This window comes from Lentzea flaviverrucosa (assembly GCF_003350445.1).
GTDB classification, from domain to species: Bacteria; Actinomycetota; Actinomycetes; order Mycobacteriales; family Pseudonocardiaceae; genus Lentzea; species Lentzea californiensis.
This window is the reverse complement of the sequence record NZ_QQAU01000016.1, coordinates 157,324-172,694: the sequence shown is the minus strand read 5'-3', so window position 1 is coordinate 172,694 and position 15,371 is coordinate 157,324. Positions and strand designations below refer to the sequence as shown.

At 68.5% G+C, this 15,371-nt stretch carries 15 protein-coding genes and 1 tRNA gene; 8 read left to right on the top strand and 8 right to left on the bottom strand.

Translation table 11 applies throughout. The annotated features are described in order from the left end of the window. Positions 1 to 52: 52 nt before the first annotated feature. Positions 53 to 850, top strand: coding sequence for a DUF3152 domain-containing protein (locus DFR72_RS37425; RefSeq protein WP_090071344.1), 798 nt, complete (start codon positions 53 to 55; stop codon positions 848 to 850). A 96-nt stretch (positions 851 to 946) separates the two neighbouring features. Next, a complete protein-coding gene (locus DFR72_RS37420; protein ID WP_090071342.1) occupies positions 947 to 1,852 on the top strand; it encodes a LysR family transcriptional regulator in 906 nt (301 codons plus the stop codon). On the opposite strand, the gene DFR72_RS37415 is transcribed toward DFR72_RS37420, so the two are convergent. Continuing rightward, positions 1,809 to 2,570: an AraC family transcriptional regulator gene (locus tag DFR72_RS37415; protein ID WP_090071495.1), complete on the bottom strand. Its 762-nt coding sequence runs from the start codon at positions 2,568 to 2,570 to the stop codon at positions 1,809 to 1,811. The two genes, DFR72_RS37420 and DFR72_RS37415, sit on opposite strands and share 44 nt — an antisense overlap. Before the next feature lie 88 nt (positions 2,571 to 2,658). Here DFR72_RS37415 and DFR72_RS37410 point away from each other — a divergent pair, with 88 nt between their 5' ends. Continuing rightward, positions 2,659 to 3,462: an NAD(P)H-binding protein gene (locus DFR72_RS37410; protein ID WP_090071340.1), complete on the top strand. Its 804-nt coding sequence runs from the start codon at positions 2,659 to 2,661 to the stop codon at positions 3,460 to 3,462. Here DFR72_RS37410 and DFR72_RS37405 read toward each other — a convergent pair. Then, positions 3,438 to 3,821, bottom strand: a complete 384-nt coding sequence (locus tag DFR72_RS37405) for a hypothetical protein (RefSeq protein ID WP_090071338.1) — start codon at positions 3,819 to 3,821, stop codon at positions 3,438 to 3,440. The genes DFR72_RS37410 and DFR72_RS37405 overlap by 25 nt on opposite strands. A 98-nt stretch (positions 3,822 to 3,919) precedes the next feature. Here DFR72_RS37405 and DFR72_RS37400 point away from each other — a divergent pair, with 98 nt between their 5' ends. After that, positions 3,920 to 5,407, top strand: a complete 1,488-nt coding sequence (locus DFR72_RS37400) for an HNH endonuclease (protein WP_484169624.1) — start codon at positions 3,920 to 3,922, stop codon at positions 5,405 to 5,407. 37 nt (positions 5,408 to 5,444) lie between these two features. Here the strand turns inward: DFR72_RS37400 and DFR72_RS37395 are convergent. Both DFR72_RS37395 and DFR72_RS37390 read right to left on the bottom strand, forming a co-directional pair. Continuing rightward, positions 5,445 to 5,517, bottom strand: a tRNA-Arg gene (locus DFR72_RS37395). A gap of 129 nt (positions 5,518 to 5,646) precedes the next feature. After that, on the bottom strand, positions 5,647 to 6,726 hold the full coding sequence (locus DFR72_RS37390) for a LacI family DNA-binding transcriptional regulator (protein WP_090071334.1): 1,080 nt from the start codon (positions 6,724 to 6,726) through the stop codon (positions 5,647 to 5,649). Between the two features lie 72 nt (positions 6,727 to 6,798). Here DFR72_RS37390 and DFR72_RS37385 point away from each other — a divergent pair, with 72 nt between their 5' ends. Beyond that, positions 6,799 to 7,962 carry an MFS transporter gene (locus tag DFR72_RS37385; protein WP_090071493.1) on the top strand — a complete coding sequence of 388 codons (1,164 nt, stop codon included), beginning with the start codon at positions 6,799 to 6,801 and terminating at the stop codon, positions 7,960 to 7,962. Here DFR72_RS37385 and DFR72_RS37380 read toward each other — a convergent pair. After that, positions 7,940 to 8,464 (bottom strand): hypothetical protein, encoded by a 525-nt coding sequence (locus tag DFR72_RS37380; RefSeq protein ID WP_143086935.1) that lies wholly within the window; start codon positions 8,462 to 8,464, stop codon positions 7,940 to 7,942. The two genes, DFR72_RS37385 and DFR72_RS37380, sit on opposite strands and share 23 nt — an antisense overlap. Before the next feature lie 35 nt (positions 8,465 to 8,499). On the opposite strand from DFR72_RS37380, the gene DFR72_RS37375 reads away from it, so the two are divergent. Continuing rightward, positions 8,500 to 10,431: a bifunctional copper resistance protein CopD/cytochrome c oxidase assembly protein gene (locus tag DFR72_RS37375; protein WP_245983794.1), complete on the top strand. Its 1,932-nt coding sequence runs from the start codon at positions 8,500 to 8,502 to the stop codon at positions 10,429 to 10,431. 17 nt (positions 10,432 to 10,448) lie between these two features. On the opposite strand, the gene DFR72_RS37370 is transcribed toward DFR72_RS37375, so the two are convergent. Genes DFR72_RS37370 through DFR72_RS37360 form a run of 3 tightly spaced genes read right to left on the bottom strand, consistent with a single transcriptional unit; the run spans position 10,449 to position 12,782 of the window. Further along, entirely contained in the window at positions 10,449 to 11,246 is a 798-nt protein-coding gene (locus DFR72_RS37370; protein ID WP_090071329.1) for an ABC transporter permease, read from the bottom strand. An 8-nt stretch (positions 11,247 to 11,254) separates the two neighbouring features. Next, complete coding sequence (locus tag DFR72_RS37365; RefSeq protein WP_090071327.1) at positions 11,255 to 12,178, bottom strand: ATP-binding cassette domain-containing protein; 924 nt, start codon at positions 12,176 to 12,178, stop codon at positions 11,255 to 11,257. Beyond that, positions 12,171 to 12,782 carry a TetR/AcrR family transcriptional regulator gene (locus DFR72_RS37360; RefSeq protein WP_090071325.1) on the bottom strand — a complete coding sequence of 204 codons (612 nt, stop codon included), beginning with the start codon at positions 12,780 to 12,782 and terminating at the stop codon, positions 12,171 to 12,173. Before DFR72_RS37360 ends, DFR72_RS37365 begins: the two co-directional genes overlap by 8 nt. 252 nt (positions 12,783 to 13,034) lie before the next feature. On the opposite strand from DFR72_RS37360, the gene DFR72_RS37355 reads away from it, so the two are divergent. Both DFR72_RS37355 and ettA read left to right on the top strand, forming a co-directional pair. Continuing rightward, the gene (locus tag DFR72_RS37355; protein ID WP_170176581.1) at positions 13,035 to 13,430 is read left to right on the top strand and encodes a single-stranded DNA-binding protein; all 396 of its coding nucleotides are present in this window, start codon (positions 13,035 to 13,037) and stop codon (positions 13,428 to 13,430) included. Between the two features lie 259 nt (positions 13,431 to 13,689). After that, positions 13,690 to 15,366 carry an energy-dependent translational throttle protein EttA gene (gene ettA / locus DFR72_RS37350; protein ID WP_090071321.1) on the top strand — a complete coding sequence of 559 codons (1,677 nt, stop codon included), beginning with the start codon at positions 13,690 to 13,692 and terminating at the stop codon, positions 15,364 to 15,366. The last annotated feature ends 5 nt before the right edge of the window (positions 15,367 to 15,371 follow it).

Genomic DNA, 15,371 nt, shown 5'->3' with positions numbered 1-15,371 from the left:
GTCAAGCGGGACGCAAACAGGTTCTTCATCAGTTCCGGCGAGCGTTGCCGTCATGAGGGTGCACCTGGCTCTGGCGGCGGTCGGGCTGACCGCGATCCTGCTGACGACGACGCAGCCGGCAGGCGAGACGTCCCCCGCGGCCGCTCCGGCCACGCCGCCGGTCACGTCCGACGCCACGCGCGCCGAGGTCCCGTCCTCGCCGGCACCACCACCGCCTCCACCGCGCGTCTACGCGTCCAGCTCGGACCTGCCCGACGGCCCGGAGTTCCCGGTGGCCGGCACCGGCACGTTCCACGTCGTCCCCGGCAGCGGTCCGGTGGTCGGCTCGGGTCCGTTGCGCACCTACGCCGTGGAGGTCGAGAACGGCATCACCGTCGACGAGCAGGCCTTCGCGGCGTTCGTGGACGCAACTCTCGCTGACCCGCGCGGCTGGACGGCTCGTGGCGCGCGCTCGGTGCAGCGCGTCTCCGGTGCCGCGTCGGTGCGTGTGCGGCTGACGTCCCAGCAGACCGCCCGCACCGTCTGCGGCTTCGAGATCCCGGTCGACGTCTCGTGCCGTGACGGCAACTTCGTGTTCCTCAGCGCCGCCCGCTGGATCCGCGGCGCCGTGGCCTTCCTGCCGGACCTCCACACGTACCGGACGTACATGGTCAACCACGAGGTCGGGCACGCGTTCGGGCAGGGCCACCAGCCCTGTGGCGTCGCCGGTGGCCCGGCGCCGGTGATGATGCAGCAGACGTTCAGCGTGTCCAACGACGAGATCGTCCGCATCACCGGCGGCGTTCCTCAGGGTGCGTTCATCCCGCAGGACGGGAAGGTGTGCGCGCCGAACGGGTGGCCGTATCCATGACCTTGAGCCGGCAGACCGTGCGCATGAGCCTCGTGGATCACCAATTGGCGCGTGTGCTCACTTGTGGTTGATGTCCGGCTCCATAGCCTGGGCGGCATGGACGTGGACACGAGGCTGCTGAGGTACTTCGCCGCCATCGCCGAGGAGGGCAACCTCACGCGCGCTGCGCACCGGCTCTTCGTGTCGCAACCGTCGCTGACAAAGCAGCTCAAGCACCTGGAATCGCAGCTGGGCGTGCGGCTGTTCACGCGGTCCAGCACCGGGATGAGGCTGACGGAGGCCGGTCACGCCCTCGCCGCGCGCGTCCCGCCGATGCTCGCGGGCTGGGACGTGGCGGTGAGCGAGACCAGGAGCGCCGCCCGCGTGCTGCGCGTCGGCTTCCTGGCCAGCGCGGCGAACGACGCGACGCCGGCCATCGTCCGCGAGTTCGGGAGGGTCCGGCCGGGCTGGCGGGTCGACCTGAAGCAGGCCCCCTGGTCGGACCCGTCGGCGGGCCTCGCCGGCGCGGAGGTGCCCGTCGCGTTGCTGCGATTACCGTTCCCGGGCGAGGAGACGTTCGGCGTGCGGACGTTGTTCAGCGAGTCCCGTTGTGTGGCAATGCCTTCCGCGCACCGGCTGGCCGGCCGTTCCTCGATCGACTTCCCCGAGCTGTGGGACGACCCGGTCATCGTCGCCCCCGCCCTGAAGGGGACCTGGCGCGAGCACTGGCTGGCGTTGTCCGAAAGAGACGGTCGCGAGGTCCGCGTCGGTGCTGTGACCGAACACCCCGACGAGTTCCTCAGCGCGATCGCCGGAGGCTGCGGCATCGCCCTGGTTCCGGCTTCCACGTCCCACTTCTACTCGCGGCCGGACATCGTCTACGTGCCCGTGCGAGGCGTGAGTCCCAGTGAGGTGGCTGTGGCGTGGCTGCCGGACCCCGGTGAGGCGGCCGTCGACTTCGTCCGCTGCTGCCTCGACGTCACGCGCTCGCGGCGCACCGGGTGCGGCACTCGCTCGGGCTGAACCCGTGCACGCGCTTGAACGCGGCGCTGAACCCGAACGCGTCCGCGTACCCGACCCTGCGCGCCACCGAAGCCACCGTCGCCGACGACTCGGCCAGCAGATCGGCCGCCAGCGCCATCCGCCACTCCGTGAGGTACGTCAGCGGCGGCACCCCGACCAGCCTCGCGAACCTGCCCGCCAGCGTCGTCCGCGCCACACCGGCCTCCTTGGCCAGCAGGGCGAGCGTCCAGGAGCGTTCGGGACTCGCGTGCATCGCCTCGAGGACGGGCCCGACCACCACGTCGGCCCGGGCACCGAGCCACCCGTCGCCGTGCTCGCGGTCGAACCACTCCTTGAGCGCGCACACCATCAGCCAGTCCAGCAACCGGTCCGCCACCACCCCCGGCCCTTCCATGCCGATGGTGGCGTAGAACTCCGCGCACCCGTCCACGCCCGGCGCCACCAGCGCGTCCGGCAACACCGCGGTGAGCCGCCGCGCCACGGCCCCCGTGATCTCGTACGTCCCGCTCACCACCGACGCACGCCCCTGCGCCGCGACGGACTCCTGCACCACCAGGATGTCCCCGGCCCTGGCGGTCTCCCCGCGCACGCTGATCTCACCCGACGCCACCGCGTACAACGTGAGCCCAGGCAACACCCGCGTTCCGTCGATCTCGGTCCGGCGCACACCGGCGCCATCCGCGCGCACCCCGCGCAGCAGTTCGTCGAACGGCTCCATGCCGTCCACGATACGGCCCGAACGATCGAACATCGTCGATGAACTCTCGCCCATGTCCTCTCCCCGCCCACACGGGTTGGCTGAGCACATGACCGAAGAGATCCTCGTCCTGGGCGCAACCGGCAAGACGGGCCGCCGCGTGGTCCGCACCCTCGAAGCCGCCGGCGCCACCCTCCGCAAGGCCTCCCGCGCGACCGGCTTCGACTGGAACGACCAGTCGACCTGGAAGCAGTTCCTGCACGGCGCCACCGCCGCCTACCTGATCGCCCCGGAAGACCCGGCCGCAGCGTCACCGTTCGTGGAACTGGCCGCGGCCTCAGGCCTCCGCCGCGTAGTCCTGCTCTCAGGCCGTGGCCTCGACCAGATCCCACCGGACGTCTTCCGGGGCATGCACGCCGCCGAGAAGGCGGTCACCTCGAGCGACCTGCCGTGGACCGTCCTGCGGGCCAACAACTTCCACCAGAACTTCTCCGAGCAGGTCTGGCAGCCCGAAATCGACGCGGGCCGCCTCTCCCTGCCCGTCGACGACACCCCGGAACCGTTCGTGGACGTCCAGGACATCGCCGAGGTAGCCGCCCTGGCGCTCACCACCGACGACCACCAGGGCCGGATCTACGACCTCACCGGCCCGGAAGGAGTCACCTTCGCCACCGCAGTCGCCAAGATCGCCGCAGCCACCGGCCGCACCATCGAACTGGTCAAGCTCACCCCGGCCGAATACCGCGAAGCCCTGCTGGCCCAAGGCGCCCCAGAAGAGGTGACCACCGAACTGAACGGCATGTTCGAAAGCATGCGCAAGGGGAAACTGGCCACCCCGACCGACGACGTAGCCCGCCTCCTGAACCGCCCAGCCACCAGCTTCGACGCCTACGTCTCGGAAACCTGGCGCTGACGAGGCAACAACAGGTGCACGGCAAACCCGGCCGCCGTGGCCAGCACCGCCTGGTAGACGACCGACCCCTGGTACCCGCCCCCGACGAGGAACGCGGCGTCCAGCCCGGTCGTCCACCAGCCGGCCAACTCACCGAGCCCCAGCACGTGCCACCCGAAGAACCCGGCACACCACCCGCCGACCACCCAGGCAGCCTGCCCGCCCCGCCGCACGAAGAGGAACGCCGACACCGCGGCCACGGCGTTGAAGGCCAGCGCGATGCCGGTCAGCGTCGCGCCGGGGCTCCACAGCAGGGTCGCCGCCGTCTGCACCACGAGCACGCCGACGACCAGCCCGATGCCCAACCGCGTCTTGTCCACACGCCGATTATTCAGCTCTGCACGTCACCGCCCGATAGCAGTCCTCATTGCGGCATATGGCGGCTGTTTGTGCGGCGTCTGGTTGAAATCGTCCTTAGGTGGGTCTTGGGGACATCACCGCAGATGCGGTACGCACGGCAATGGCGGAGCACGACCGTCTTGGGTTGGTCGACTTCTGCGACGAGCGCGGCTTCGACCACTTCCGCAACTACGTGATCGCAGACAGCGCCCGCAGGTACGGCACGCGGGTGATCGCAGCTGCCGCTCACGGCGAACTGCCCGGCCAAGCACCCCTGACGCCACTGGAAGTCGCGGACGACGCCCTCGTCAACCAAGTCCTGGAAGGACTGGGGTTCGAGGTGAAGGAGCTGCGCCCACCCAAGTGGACACGCGAGGAGCTGATCCTCGCCTGCTCGCAGCTGTTCTCGAACGACCGGGTGGCCCAGCGGGTCAACGACCCCGCTGTGCAACAGCTCGCGGCGTTCCTGCGCCAGCTGCCGTTCCACGCTCCGCAGGACCGCGGGCTCAACTTCCGGTCGGTCAACAGCGTGCAGCGCAAGCTCTTCGACCTCGGAACCAGATTGCCTGGATACAAGGGCAAGCCGACCCGTGGCGGAGCCTTGGACAAGGTCATCATCGGTGAGTTCCGCGCCGATGAGGCGGAGATGCACCGCCGGGCTGCCGCGATCCGCGCCGAGCACGAGCCGAAGGCGTGGGCGCTGTTCTCCGCTCAGGGCCAGCCGAGCGACGAGGCAGGCGTGCTGGGTTCGAGTTTCGTCTACGACAACGGGGCCAGTCGTTCGCAGGAGCTCCGCGAAGGCCACGTGGTTGTCATCCACGACGACGAGGACGTACTCGGCATCGCCCGGATCGGTCGCATAGACCAAGAAGACGGGCATGCGGGTGCCACTCGGTACGTCGCGCATTACGGCGGGACCTGGTGTGCGCTCGACGGGGCCGTCAGTGCCGACGATCTCAAGGACGCGTCCGCCGACATGGTGGCGCAGGACGCGATCACGCCTCTCGACCTCGACAAGGTCGAGGCGATGCTGGCGCGAGTTGCCGTGTCACTGCCCTCCGAGGCAGCCGAAGCCCGTTCCGTTGCGAAGATCAGGTCGATACGGCGCAGAGTCACCGGCAAGGACGCACCTGTCGGAGGGAACGGAGAAGCACCTACAGGTGGACGGCGCGAGGTCAAGGCGAAAGCCCGCAAGGGCCAGGACAAGTTCCGGAAGAACCTGATCCAGCGCTACGGGTACGTGTGTGCGGTCACTGGTCGATGTCCGGCTGAAGTGCTGCAGGCGGCGCACCTTCGCAGCTTCGCCGAACACGAGACGCACAACCTCGACGAAGGCGTGCTGTTGCGCGCTGACGTGCACCTGCTGTTCGACAGCGGCCTGTTGACGGTCGATCCAACGACCCGGCGCGTGGTTCTGGCTCCTTCGCTGAGCTCCTACGGCCAGTACACCCAGTTCGACGGCGCGGAGTTCGCTGAGGGGCCCTGCGAGAAGGCCATCACTGACCACTTCCTCGCGGTCACCGGGACGTGGACCGGGCAGCAGGATGGTGACGAAGAAGGCCTCTGACCTGTTCACACAGGTCAGAGGCCCTTCATCACTGAGGCGCCCCTGGCAGGATTCGAACCTGCGACCTCGGGATTAGAAGTCCCTCGCTCTCTCCACTGAGCTACAGAGGCTGGAGGGGTGCGAAGGCCGCCACGAAGTGCGACCACCGGTGCCCCCACCGGACACATCGTCCGGAGTCGATCGACTGTTTCCGCCCTACGACCAAACGGGTGACGAAAACCGTCTAAACGTGACACGGATCACGTTCGTGGGGCCGTTGAGGCTCTCTCCACGAGGGAAACGTCGAGTCTCGTTGGCCGTGGCGGTCTCCCGCCGGCCAGTAATTTCAGGGCCAGTTCGCCGGCTCTGCGGCCCTTGTCGGCCAGGGGTTGACGCACGGTAGTCAACGGCGGGTCGCTGTAGGCCGCTTCGGGGACGTCGTCGAAGCCGACGACCGAGAGGTCTCCTGGGACGGTCAGGGTCAGGTCCCGGGCCGCTTGGAGGGCTCCGAAGGCCAGTTGGTCGGACGTGCACAGCAAAGCGCTCGGGCGTGGCGTGCGGGTGAGTAGCCACCGCGCGCCTAGACGTCCGAGTTCGCGATCACTGCCGCGCGCCTCCCACACCGGGACATTGTCCGGTTCCACCCCGGCTTTTTCCAAAGTGTCGAGGTAGCCGCCCAGGCGGTCTCGGCTCACCCGGAACGGCACGGCCGAACGGCGCTCGGGTGAGACCGGTCCTGATAGGCCGTCCGGGTGCAGTGCGAACGTCAGGATGCCGAACCTGAGGTGTCCCAGGGCGAGCAGGTGTGCCGCGGCCGCGCACGTGCCGGTGTAGTCCTGCACCTCCACTCGCGCCGAGTCCGGCAGCACCGGCTGGTCGATCACCACGAGTGGCAGTCCGCGGGCGGCGACGGCGTCGAACGCCGGGGCGGAGTCGGGTAGCGAGTAGGCGACCATCACGTCTGCCTGTGCGCGCGACACGATCGACGGGCGTGGGCCCCCCGTGGAGTCGCCTGGCATCAGGACGAGGCTGTGGTCGTGGCCGTCGACGGTCTGGGCCAGGCCGTCGAGCACGATCGAGAGCGCCGGGTCCGAGAACGCGCCGGACAGGCCCTGCGGCAGCATGAAACCCACGGCGGCGGACGAACGGGTCGCGAGTGAGCGGGCTACCGGGTCGGGGCCCGCGTAGCCGAGGGAACGCGCTGTCTCGAGGATGCGTTCGCGCAGGGTCGACGACAGCTGATCAGGCCGGTTGTACGCGTTCGACACCGTTGCCCTGGAGACCCCGACGGCCGCGGCGACGGTGTCCAGCGTCGGCCTGCGTCGGCGGTCGGAGTCCACGGACGCATCGTATGCGAGAGATCGCATCCCCATCGCTGGCGCTGCTGAAGCGCTTCAGTCATGCTGGAACGCATGTCCCCACGCCTGGCCACGTTCGTCGTCTTCCTCTTGAACGGCGCGGTCTTCGGCACCTGGGCCTCCCGCGTGCCCGCGCTCGCCGAACAGATCGGCGCGGAGGTGGGCAGCCTCGGGCTGGCGTTGCTCGGGGCGAGCGCCGGTCTGGCGTTCACGGCGCCGTTGGCGGCACGGATCTGCGCGGTCTACGGGTCGCGTGGGGTCCTGATAGCGAGCAGTCTCCTCAGTCCGCTGCTTCTGCCCGTGCTCGCGCTGTCGCAGTCACCGCTGCAGTTCGGACTGACGCTCATCGCGCTGGGAGCGAGCGTCGCGGCGATGGACGTGTCGATGAACATCGCCGCGGTCGTCGTCGTCCGAGCCTTGCAACGGCCGTTGATGCCGCAGTTCCACGCGGGCTTCAGCGTGGGCGGGCTCATCGGGTCGTTGGGCAGCGCTGCGGCCGCTCAGGCGCATTGGACGCCCATGGAGCACTTCGTCCTGGCGGCGGTTGTCGGCGTGCTGGTGACCGCGCTCATCGCCAAGAGGATCCCCGGAGGAGTAGGGGAGCGTCATAGGGAAGAAGTCACCGAACGAGCGAGCGTGCTCAAGAGCCCTGTTCTCTGGCTGTTGGCGAGCGTCGCGCTGTGCAGTGCCATCGCGGAAGGGGCGGCGGCGGACTGGTCGGCGTTGTTCATGGTGCGTGAGCGCGGAATGAGCGACGCGGCGGGTGCATACACCTATGCGGGCTTCTCCGTCACGATGGCGCTCTCACGGTGGTTCGGCGAACCGATCCAACGGCGCCTGGGCCCGCACCGCCTGCTCGCCACGGGTGGAGGCCTGGCCGCGACGGGTCTGGCGCTCGCGGTGGTCGTCCCGTTCCCCGCGGCCGGCTACGTCGGGTTCGGCCTGGCCGGACTGGGCCTCGCGTTCTCGTTCCCCGTGGTCATGGACCTCGCGAGCGAGACCGGCAAACGTGCGGACGGCAGCGGTGGCGAGCGTGAGCTCGGGCTCGTGACGACGATCGCCTACACCGGGTTCCTCGCGGGGCCGCCGATCGTGGGCGGGCTCGCGCACGTCAGTTCTCTCGTGGTCTCACTCGGGTTCGTGGCGCTCGTCACGGCGCTGATCATTCCTACGACCTTGCTGGCCAGGAGGGCTGCTAGGCAGGCGGCATCCGTTTGAGCGCTTCCCGGCGGATCGGCTCCAGCGCCTTGCTCGCCGTGCTCTCGGTGGCGTCGCCGCCCATGCCGATGGCGACCAGCAACGACTCGTCGCGCGTCACGGCGATGGTGGCCGTGCACACCATGTCCTTGTCCGAGGACTGCCGGGCGCAGCTGAGCCACGTGGCGTGCTTGGCGGTCTCGATCTCGCGCCCGTCCGCCTGGGACTTCTTCGACTCGTCGAACGACCGGTAGGGCACCGCCACCATCACGTACGGGCCCTCGTTGAGCGTGTACAGGCACGAGTTCGCCAGCTCGGTCCGCGGCACGGGCTTGAACTTGAGCGTGCCGAGCGGCTTGAGGTCCTTCTCCGTCACCAGGGCGCACGGGTCGACGCCGGCGGTCTTGCGCGGCGTCTCGATGGCGAGCGGCGGAAGCGGTGCCGCGACGGGTTCGCCCTGGATGGAGTACGTGCATCCGGTCAGCGGAAGCAGCACGAGCAGGAGAAGGACAGAACGTCTCACACGGCGCAACACTAGAGGGTCGTAGGCTCCGGGGCGTGGCAATCGAACGCTCCACCAGAACGGGTTTGGTGCCCCTCGTCGTCATCGGCTTCGCAGTGGCGGCCATCGCGGCCGTCCTGCTGAGCTCGTTCGAGAGCGACCCCCCGGCGGGGGTGCAGATCGTGCGAGTGCTGACCGAGACGGGTGCGGTGGTGACCATCGGCTCGTTGTTGCTGGCGGCGTTCCTCGTGCCACCGCAGAAGTCCGGCACTCTCGCAGCGGACGGCTACGCGGCGATGCGCACCGCCGGGTGGTTCGCGCTCGTGTGGCTTGTGGGCGCCCTGCTGTCAGTGCCGTTCACCACAGCGGCCGCGATCGACCGTCCGGTGAGCTCGTTCAGCTTCAGCCAGATGATCGCGACGGCGATGCTGCTGGAGCAGTCCAAGGCGTGGCTCCTGACGGCGATCATCGTGGCGTTGCTCGCACTGGGCTGCCGTCTGGTGTTGTCGTGGGGATGGACGACGGTCCTGCTGTTCGGTGCCATCTTCGCGTTGGTCCCGGTTGCGGTCACGGGACACTCGTCGTCCGGCGGCTCGCACGACATGGCGACCAACAGCCTGCTGTTCCACCTCGTCGCGGCGGTGCTGTGGGTGGGCGGCTTGATCGCGCTGCTCGCGCACGGCAGGCGTGGCGGCGCGCACCTCCCTCTCGCCGCGACGAGGTTCTCGAAGATCGCGCTGGTCTGCTGGATCGTGATGGCCGTCTCGGGCGTGGTGAACGCGCTGGTGCGCATCACTCCGGCCGACCTCGTGACGTCCACCTACGGCTGGCTGACGCTCGGCAAGCTGGCGTGCCTGCTGCTGCTCGGCGTGTTCGGCTACTTCCAGCGCGAACGCGGTGTGAAGGGCGTGGTCGACGGCAAGCCGCACGCGTTGCTCAAGCTCGCCGGCCTCGAAGTCCTGCTGATGATGTTCACCATCGGCCTGGCCGTGGCGCTGGCCCGCACGCCTCCTCCCGGTGGCAGCACCGAACTGCCCAGCCGCACGGAGATCGCGATCGGCTACGACCTCGACGGCCCGCCGGCGCTCGCGGCCATCCTGTTCGACTGGCGCTTCGACCTGGTCTTCGGCACCGCGGCGCTGGCCCTCGCCCTGCTCTACGTCCTGGGCGTGCGCCGGCTGACCAAGCGCGGTGACAAGTGGCCGGTGGGACGCACCGTCGCGTGGCTGTGCGGGTGTTTCTCGCTGTTGTTCGCGACGTCGTCGGGCATGGGCCGGTACTCGCCCGCGATGTTCAGCGTGCACATGGAGGCGCACATGGTGCTGTCCATGCTGACGCCGATCCTGTTCGTCCTGGGTGGACCGGTCACGCTGGCGTTGCGCGCGCTGCCGGTCAACAAGGAGGTGCCGGGGCCGCGGGAGTGGGTGCTGGCCTTCGTGCACTCACCGGTCGCGCGGCTGCTGACGAACCCCTTCGTGGCGCTGGCGTTGTTCGTCGGTTCCTTCTACGCCCTGTACTTCTCGGGGCTCTTCGAGGCCGCGCTGCCGTTCCACTGGGCGCACCTCGCGATGAACGCGCACTTCATCCTCGCGGGCTACGTCTTCTACTGGCCGGTGATCGGCGTGGACCCGTCGCCTAACAAGCTGCCGCCGCTCGGCCGGTTGGGGCTGCTGTTCGCGTCGATCCCGTTCCACGCGTTCTTCGGCGTCGTGCTGATGAGCTCCGCGAACGTCATCGGCGAGCAGTTCTACCGCGGCCTCGCGTTGCCGTGGGTGCAGAACCTGCTGGAGGACCAGCGGCTCGGCGGCGGCATCGCGTGGGCGGCGGGCGAGATCCCGCTGCTGGTGGTCATGGTCGCCCTGCTCACGCAGTGGGCGCGGCAGGACGGCCGTGACGCGAAGCGGTACGACCGCAAGGCCGACTCCGATGGAGACGCCGACCTCGAGGCCTACAACGCGATGCTGAAGAAGATGGCGGGCAAGGACTAGCGCAGCAAGGACACGAATCAGACGGACAGGGGGCGGCGGAATCCGCGGACCGCGAAGAACGCGCCGATCGCCGCGATCGCGCCGCTCGTGACCAGTGCGCCGAGCACACCCGTGACGGGGTGGGCGAGCGCCAGGCTGCGGGCGGCGTCGACCGCGTAGGTCAGCGGGTTGACCTTCGCGATCGCCTGCAGCCAGCCCGGCAGGCCGTTGACCGGCACGAACGCGCTGGACGCGAACATCAGCGGGAACATCGCCAGGAAGCCGACGGTCTGCATGAGCTCGGCCTTGCGCACCCACGCGGCGATCGCGATGAACACCCAGCTCAGCGCCCAGCCGACGACCAGCGCCAGGCCCAGCGCGGCGAGGGTGCCGAGCATGCCGCCGTCCGGCCGGAACCCGAACACCAGGACACCGAACGCGATCATCAGCACCAGCTGGAACGCCGTGCGGACGGCGTCGGACAGGTTGCGCGCCAACAGAACCGTGCTCGGGCGGATGGGCAGCGAACGGAACCGTGCGAGCACACCGTTCGACATGTCCTGCACGAGCCCGATGCCGGACGCGAGAGAGGACTGCATCGCGGTGTTCACGAGGATCGCGGGCAGCAGGTAGTTGATGTAACTCATGCCCGGCGGGAAGTTCGCCGTGGACGTGATGCTGCTGAAGATCTGGCTGAACAGCGTCAGCATGATCAACGGCTGCAGGATGCTGAAGAAGACGAGAGCGGGTGTGCGCAGCAGTGCGCGCAGAGAACGGCCAGTCAGCACGAGGACTTGCGTCGGGTAGCTGCTGCCGTGCCAGGTCAAAGTCGCCATGATTCCCCCTAGTTCGCAGCGAGAGTGAGGTAGACGTCGTCGAGAGTCGGCTCTTTGAGGCCGATTTCGTGCGCCTCCAAGCCGTTGTCGTCCAACGCGCGCACGACCGTCGCAAGGTCGCGTGACGCGCTGACGGGGGTCGTGAGCGTGAGGCCTTCGGCGACGGGGGTGAGCCCCACGGAGCTGATGGCTGCCAGCGCGGTGTCCACTTCGGACACCGAGTCGAGCGTGACGGTGACCGTGCGCTGGCCGACCTGGGCCTTCAGTTCGGCGCTCGTGCCGGACGCGACGACCTTCCCGTGCGACAGCACGGTGATCGAGTCGGCCAGGCGGTCGGCCTCGTCCAGGTACTGGGTCGTGAGCAGCACGGTCGTGCCGTCCGCGACGAGCTTCTCGACGATCTCCCACATCGCGAGGCGGCTGGCCGGGTCGAGGCCGGTGGTCGGCTCGTCCAGGAACAGCACCTCGGGGTTGCCGACCAGCGACGCGGCCAGGTCGAGACGCCGTCGCATGCCGCCGGAGTAGGTCTTGGCGTTGCGCTTGGCGGCGTCGACGAGGTCGAACTGCTCCAGCAGGTCGTCCGCGCGCGAGTGGGCCTGCTTGCGGCTGGCGCCGAGCAGACGGGCGATCAGGACGAGGTTGTCGTGGCCGCTGAGCTGCTCGTCGACGGCGGCGAACTGACCGGTCAGGCCGATGCGGCTGCGGACCTCGTGGCTCTGCTTCACGACGTCGAACCCCGCGACCCTCGCGCTGCCGCTGGACGGGGGCAGCATCGTGGTGAGCAGGTTGACCAGCGTGGTCTTGCCGGCGCCGTTGTGGCCGAGCAGGCCGAGCACGGAGCCCTTCTTCGCGGTGACGCTCACGCCGTCGAGCGCGTTCACGTCGCCGAACCTCTTGCTCACCTCGTGCGCTTCGATCATGAGCTCAGACATCTGTTCCCCCTGTTTTGAGTGCTCCGTGCAGGAACAGCTCCACGATGGCGGCGGGTTCGGCCTCGGTCTGGCCGAAGCCCGAGCCCATGCGGTTCGTGAAGACGGCGCCGAGCAGCATCCGCCCGGCGAGGTCGGGGCTGACGCGCAGTTCCGCGTCGCCGAACAGGCCGGCGACGGCGTCGGACAGCTGCTGCATGCCGATCGGCGGTCCCTTGTGCTTCTTGTGGTCCTCGTCGCGCGGCTGGTAGCCGGACTCCCGCAGCGCGCCGATGACACCCCACATCCGGTCGAGGTAGCCGCTGAACGTCGCCACTCCCGCGGTGAGCCGCTCTTCGAGCGGTACGTCCGCCGGGATCGCTTCGAGGCGTGCGACCTCTTCGTCCGAGTGCAGCGCGCGCTGGATGCACGCGTCGAGCAGCTCCGCCTTGTCCTTGAAGACGCGGAACACCGTGCCTTCCGCGATTCCGGCCGCGGCGGCGATCTGGCTGGTGGTGACGTTCGCGCCGGCTTTCACGACGAGCGGCAGCGTGGCCTGGACGATCGCCTCGCGGCGGTCTTCCGGGCTCATCGCGGGGGCGCGGCGGCGGCGTGGTTCCTCTGACACGTCCGCAACTGTATGAGTGAGTACTCACTCATGTCAATGAGTGGGCGCTCACTCACTCGACGCGCTCCAGCGTCGCCCTAGCACGGACCCCCGACGATTCCGCGGTCCGAGGCCGTTCAAGATCTCGACCTGTCCACAACCCGCGAGTTGTCCACAGATCCGCCGCCACCCCACCCCGGCCACCCGCCTCCGGAGCAACCTGGTCCAGAACCCCGCGACCTGGAGGCAAGCCCGATGTCCTGGAATTCCACCGTGATCACCGTTGTTGGCACTGTCGTCAGCGACATCACCTACAAGCACGGCGAGGACGGCAAGACGAACGCGTTCTTCCGCATCAACTCGACCGAGCGCCGGTACAACACGGTGATCGGCGACTGGGAGGACGGCGAGACGCTGTGGATGGGTGTGTCGTGCTGGCGCAAGCTCGCCGACAGCGTGAAGACCACGCTGTCCAAGGGTGACCCCGTGATCGTCCAGGGCAAGCTGCGGATCCGTCATTACGAGAAGGACGACGTGAAGCGGCAGGCGTTCAGCCTCGACGCGTTGCACGTCGGGCTGGACTTGAGCCGGGTGCAGTCACTGGGCTCCGCCCCGCTCGTTGAACCGCGGGTCGCCGAAGATCCGGCAGAGGAACCCGTTCCGTTCTGAGCCGTTCGGGGCAACCCGGTTCCGGACTTCGGGAACACGCCCGAACCGGCGGCACCGCCGGAGAAGAATGCACGTACCGAGATCCACGAAGGAGGGAAGCTCGTAGATCGGAGCCGCTGAGGACCGATCGCCGAGGGTCGTTCACGTTCGAACGGAACGGGCTGGTCACCGAGTCGCGTGACGCTCGATCCGGACGTGCGCGCCTGCTTGTCGGCGACCGAGGTCAGGAGCCTCTGGGCACCGCTCTACGATCGCCGCCATGGCCGAGTTCATCTACACCATGAAAAAGGTGCGCAAGGCGCACGGTGACAAGGTCATCCTCGATGACGTCACGATCATGTTCTACCCCGGCGCGAAGATCGGTGTGGTCGGTCCCAACGGCGCCGGCAAGTCGAGCGTGCTCAAGATCATGGCGGGGCTGGACACACCTGGCAACGGTGAGGCCTACCTGGCCCCCGGCTACACGGTGGGCATCCTGCAGCAGGAGCCGCCGCTCAACGAGGAGAAGACCGTCCTCGGCAACGTCCAGGAGGGCCTGGGCGAGATCAAGGTGAAGCTGGACCGCTTCAACGAGATCGCCGAGCTGATGGCGACCGACTACTCCGACGAGCTGATGGAGGAGATGGGCAAGCTCCAGGAGGAGCTCGACCACGCCAACGCGTGGGACATCGACTCGCAGCTCGACCAGGCGATGGACGCCCTGCGCTGCCCGCCGCCGGACTCCGACGTCACCAAGCTCTCCGGTGGTGAGCGCCGCCGTGTCGCGCTGTGCAAGCTGCTGCTGAGCAAGCCCGACCTGCTGCTGCTCGACGAGCCCACCAACCACCTGGACGCGGAGAGCGTCCTGTGGCTGGAGCAGCACCTCGCGCAGTACACCGGCGCCGTGCTCGCCGTGACCCACGACAGGTACTTCCTGGACAACCTGGCCGAGTGGATCCTCGAGATCGACCGCGGCAAGACCCATCCCTACGAGGGCAACTACTCCACGTACCTGGAGAAGAAGGCCGAGCGTCTCGCGATCTCGGGCAAGAAGGACCAGAAGCTGCAGAAGCGCCTCAAGGACGAGCTGGAGTGGGTGCGCTCCGGCGCGAAGGCCCGCCAGGCCAAGTCGAAGGCGCGTCTCGACCGCTACGAGGAGATGGCGGCCGAGGCGGAGAAGACCCGCAAGCTCGACTTCGAGGAGATCCAGATCCCGCCGGGCCCGCGTCTGGGCAACGTCGTGGTCGAGGCCGACAAGCTCAAGAAGGGCTTCGGCGACAGGGTCCTGATCGACGGTCTGTCGTTCACGTTGCCGCGCAACGGCATCGTGGGCGTCATCGGTCCGAACGGCGTCGGCAAGACGACGCTGTTCAAGACGATCGTCGGTCTCGAGGAGCCCGACGCCGGCAAGGTCAAGGTCGGCGAGACGGTCCTGCTGTCCTACGTCGACCAGAACCGCGGCGGCATCGACCCGAAGAAGAACGTGTGGGAGGTCGTGTCCGGCGGACTCGACTACATCCACGTCGGCAACGTCGAGATGCCGTCCCGCGCGTACGTCAGCGCGTTCGGCTTCAAGGGCCCGGACCAGCAGAAGCCCGCGGGCGTGCTGTCCGGTGGTGAGCGCAACCGCCTCAACCTCGCGCTCACGCTCAAGCTCGGCGGCAACCTGATCCTGCTGGACGAGCCGACCAACGACCTGGACGTCGAGACCCTCGGCTCGCTGGAGAACGCTCTCGAGCAGTTCCCCGGCTGCGCCGTGGTCATCTCCCACGACCGGTGGTTCCTCGACCGCGTCGCCACGCACATCCTCGCGTGGGAGGGCACGGACGAGGACCCGTCGAAGTGGTACTGGTTCGAGGGCAACTTCGAGGGCTACGAGAAGAACAAGCTCGAGCGCCTGGGTGCGGACGCCGCGAGGCCGCACCGTGTCACGTACCGCAAGCTGACACGGGACTGAGAGGG

Excerpts from the sequence above, each read along its gene's own strand:
- DFR72_RS37425 (WP_090071344.1), top strand. The coding sequence starts at position 53 with ATGAGGGTGCACCTGGCTCTGGCGGCGGTCGGGCTGACCGCGATCCTG.
- DFR72_RS37420 (WP_090071342.1), top strand. The coding sequence starts at position 947 with ATGGACGTGGACACGAGGCTGCTGAGGTACTTCGCCGCCATCGCCGAG.
- DFR72_RS37415 (WP_090071495.1), bottom strand. The coding sequence starts at position 2,570 with ATGGAGCCGTTCGACGAACTGCTGCGCGGGGTGCGCGCGGATGGCGCC.
- DFR72_RS37410 (WP_090071340.1), top strand. The coding sequence starts at position 2,659 with ATGACCGAAGAGATCCTCGTCCTGGGCGCAACCGGCAAGACGGGCCGC.
- DFR72_RS37385 (WP_090071493.1), top strand. The coding sequence starts at position 6,799 with ATGTCCCCACGCCTGGCCACGTTCGTCGTCTTCCTCTTGAACGGCGCG.
- DFR72_RS37370 (WP_090071329.1), bottom strand. The coding sequence starts at position 11,246 with ATGGCGACTTTGACCTGGCACGGCAGCAGCTACCCGACGCAAGTCCTC.
- DFR72_RS37365 (WP_090071327.1), bottom strand. The coding sequence starts at position 12,178 with ATGTCTGAGCTCATGATCGAAGCGCACGAGGTGAGCAAGAGGTTCGGC.
- ettA (WP_090071321.1), top strand. The coding sequence starts at position 13,690 with ATGGCCGAGTTCATCTACACCATGAAAAAGGTGCGCAAGGCGCACGGT.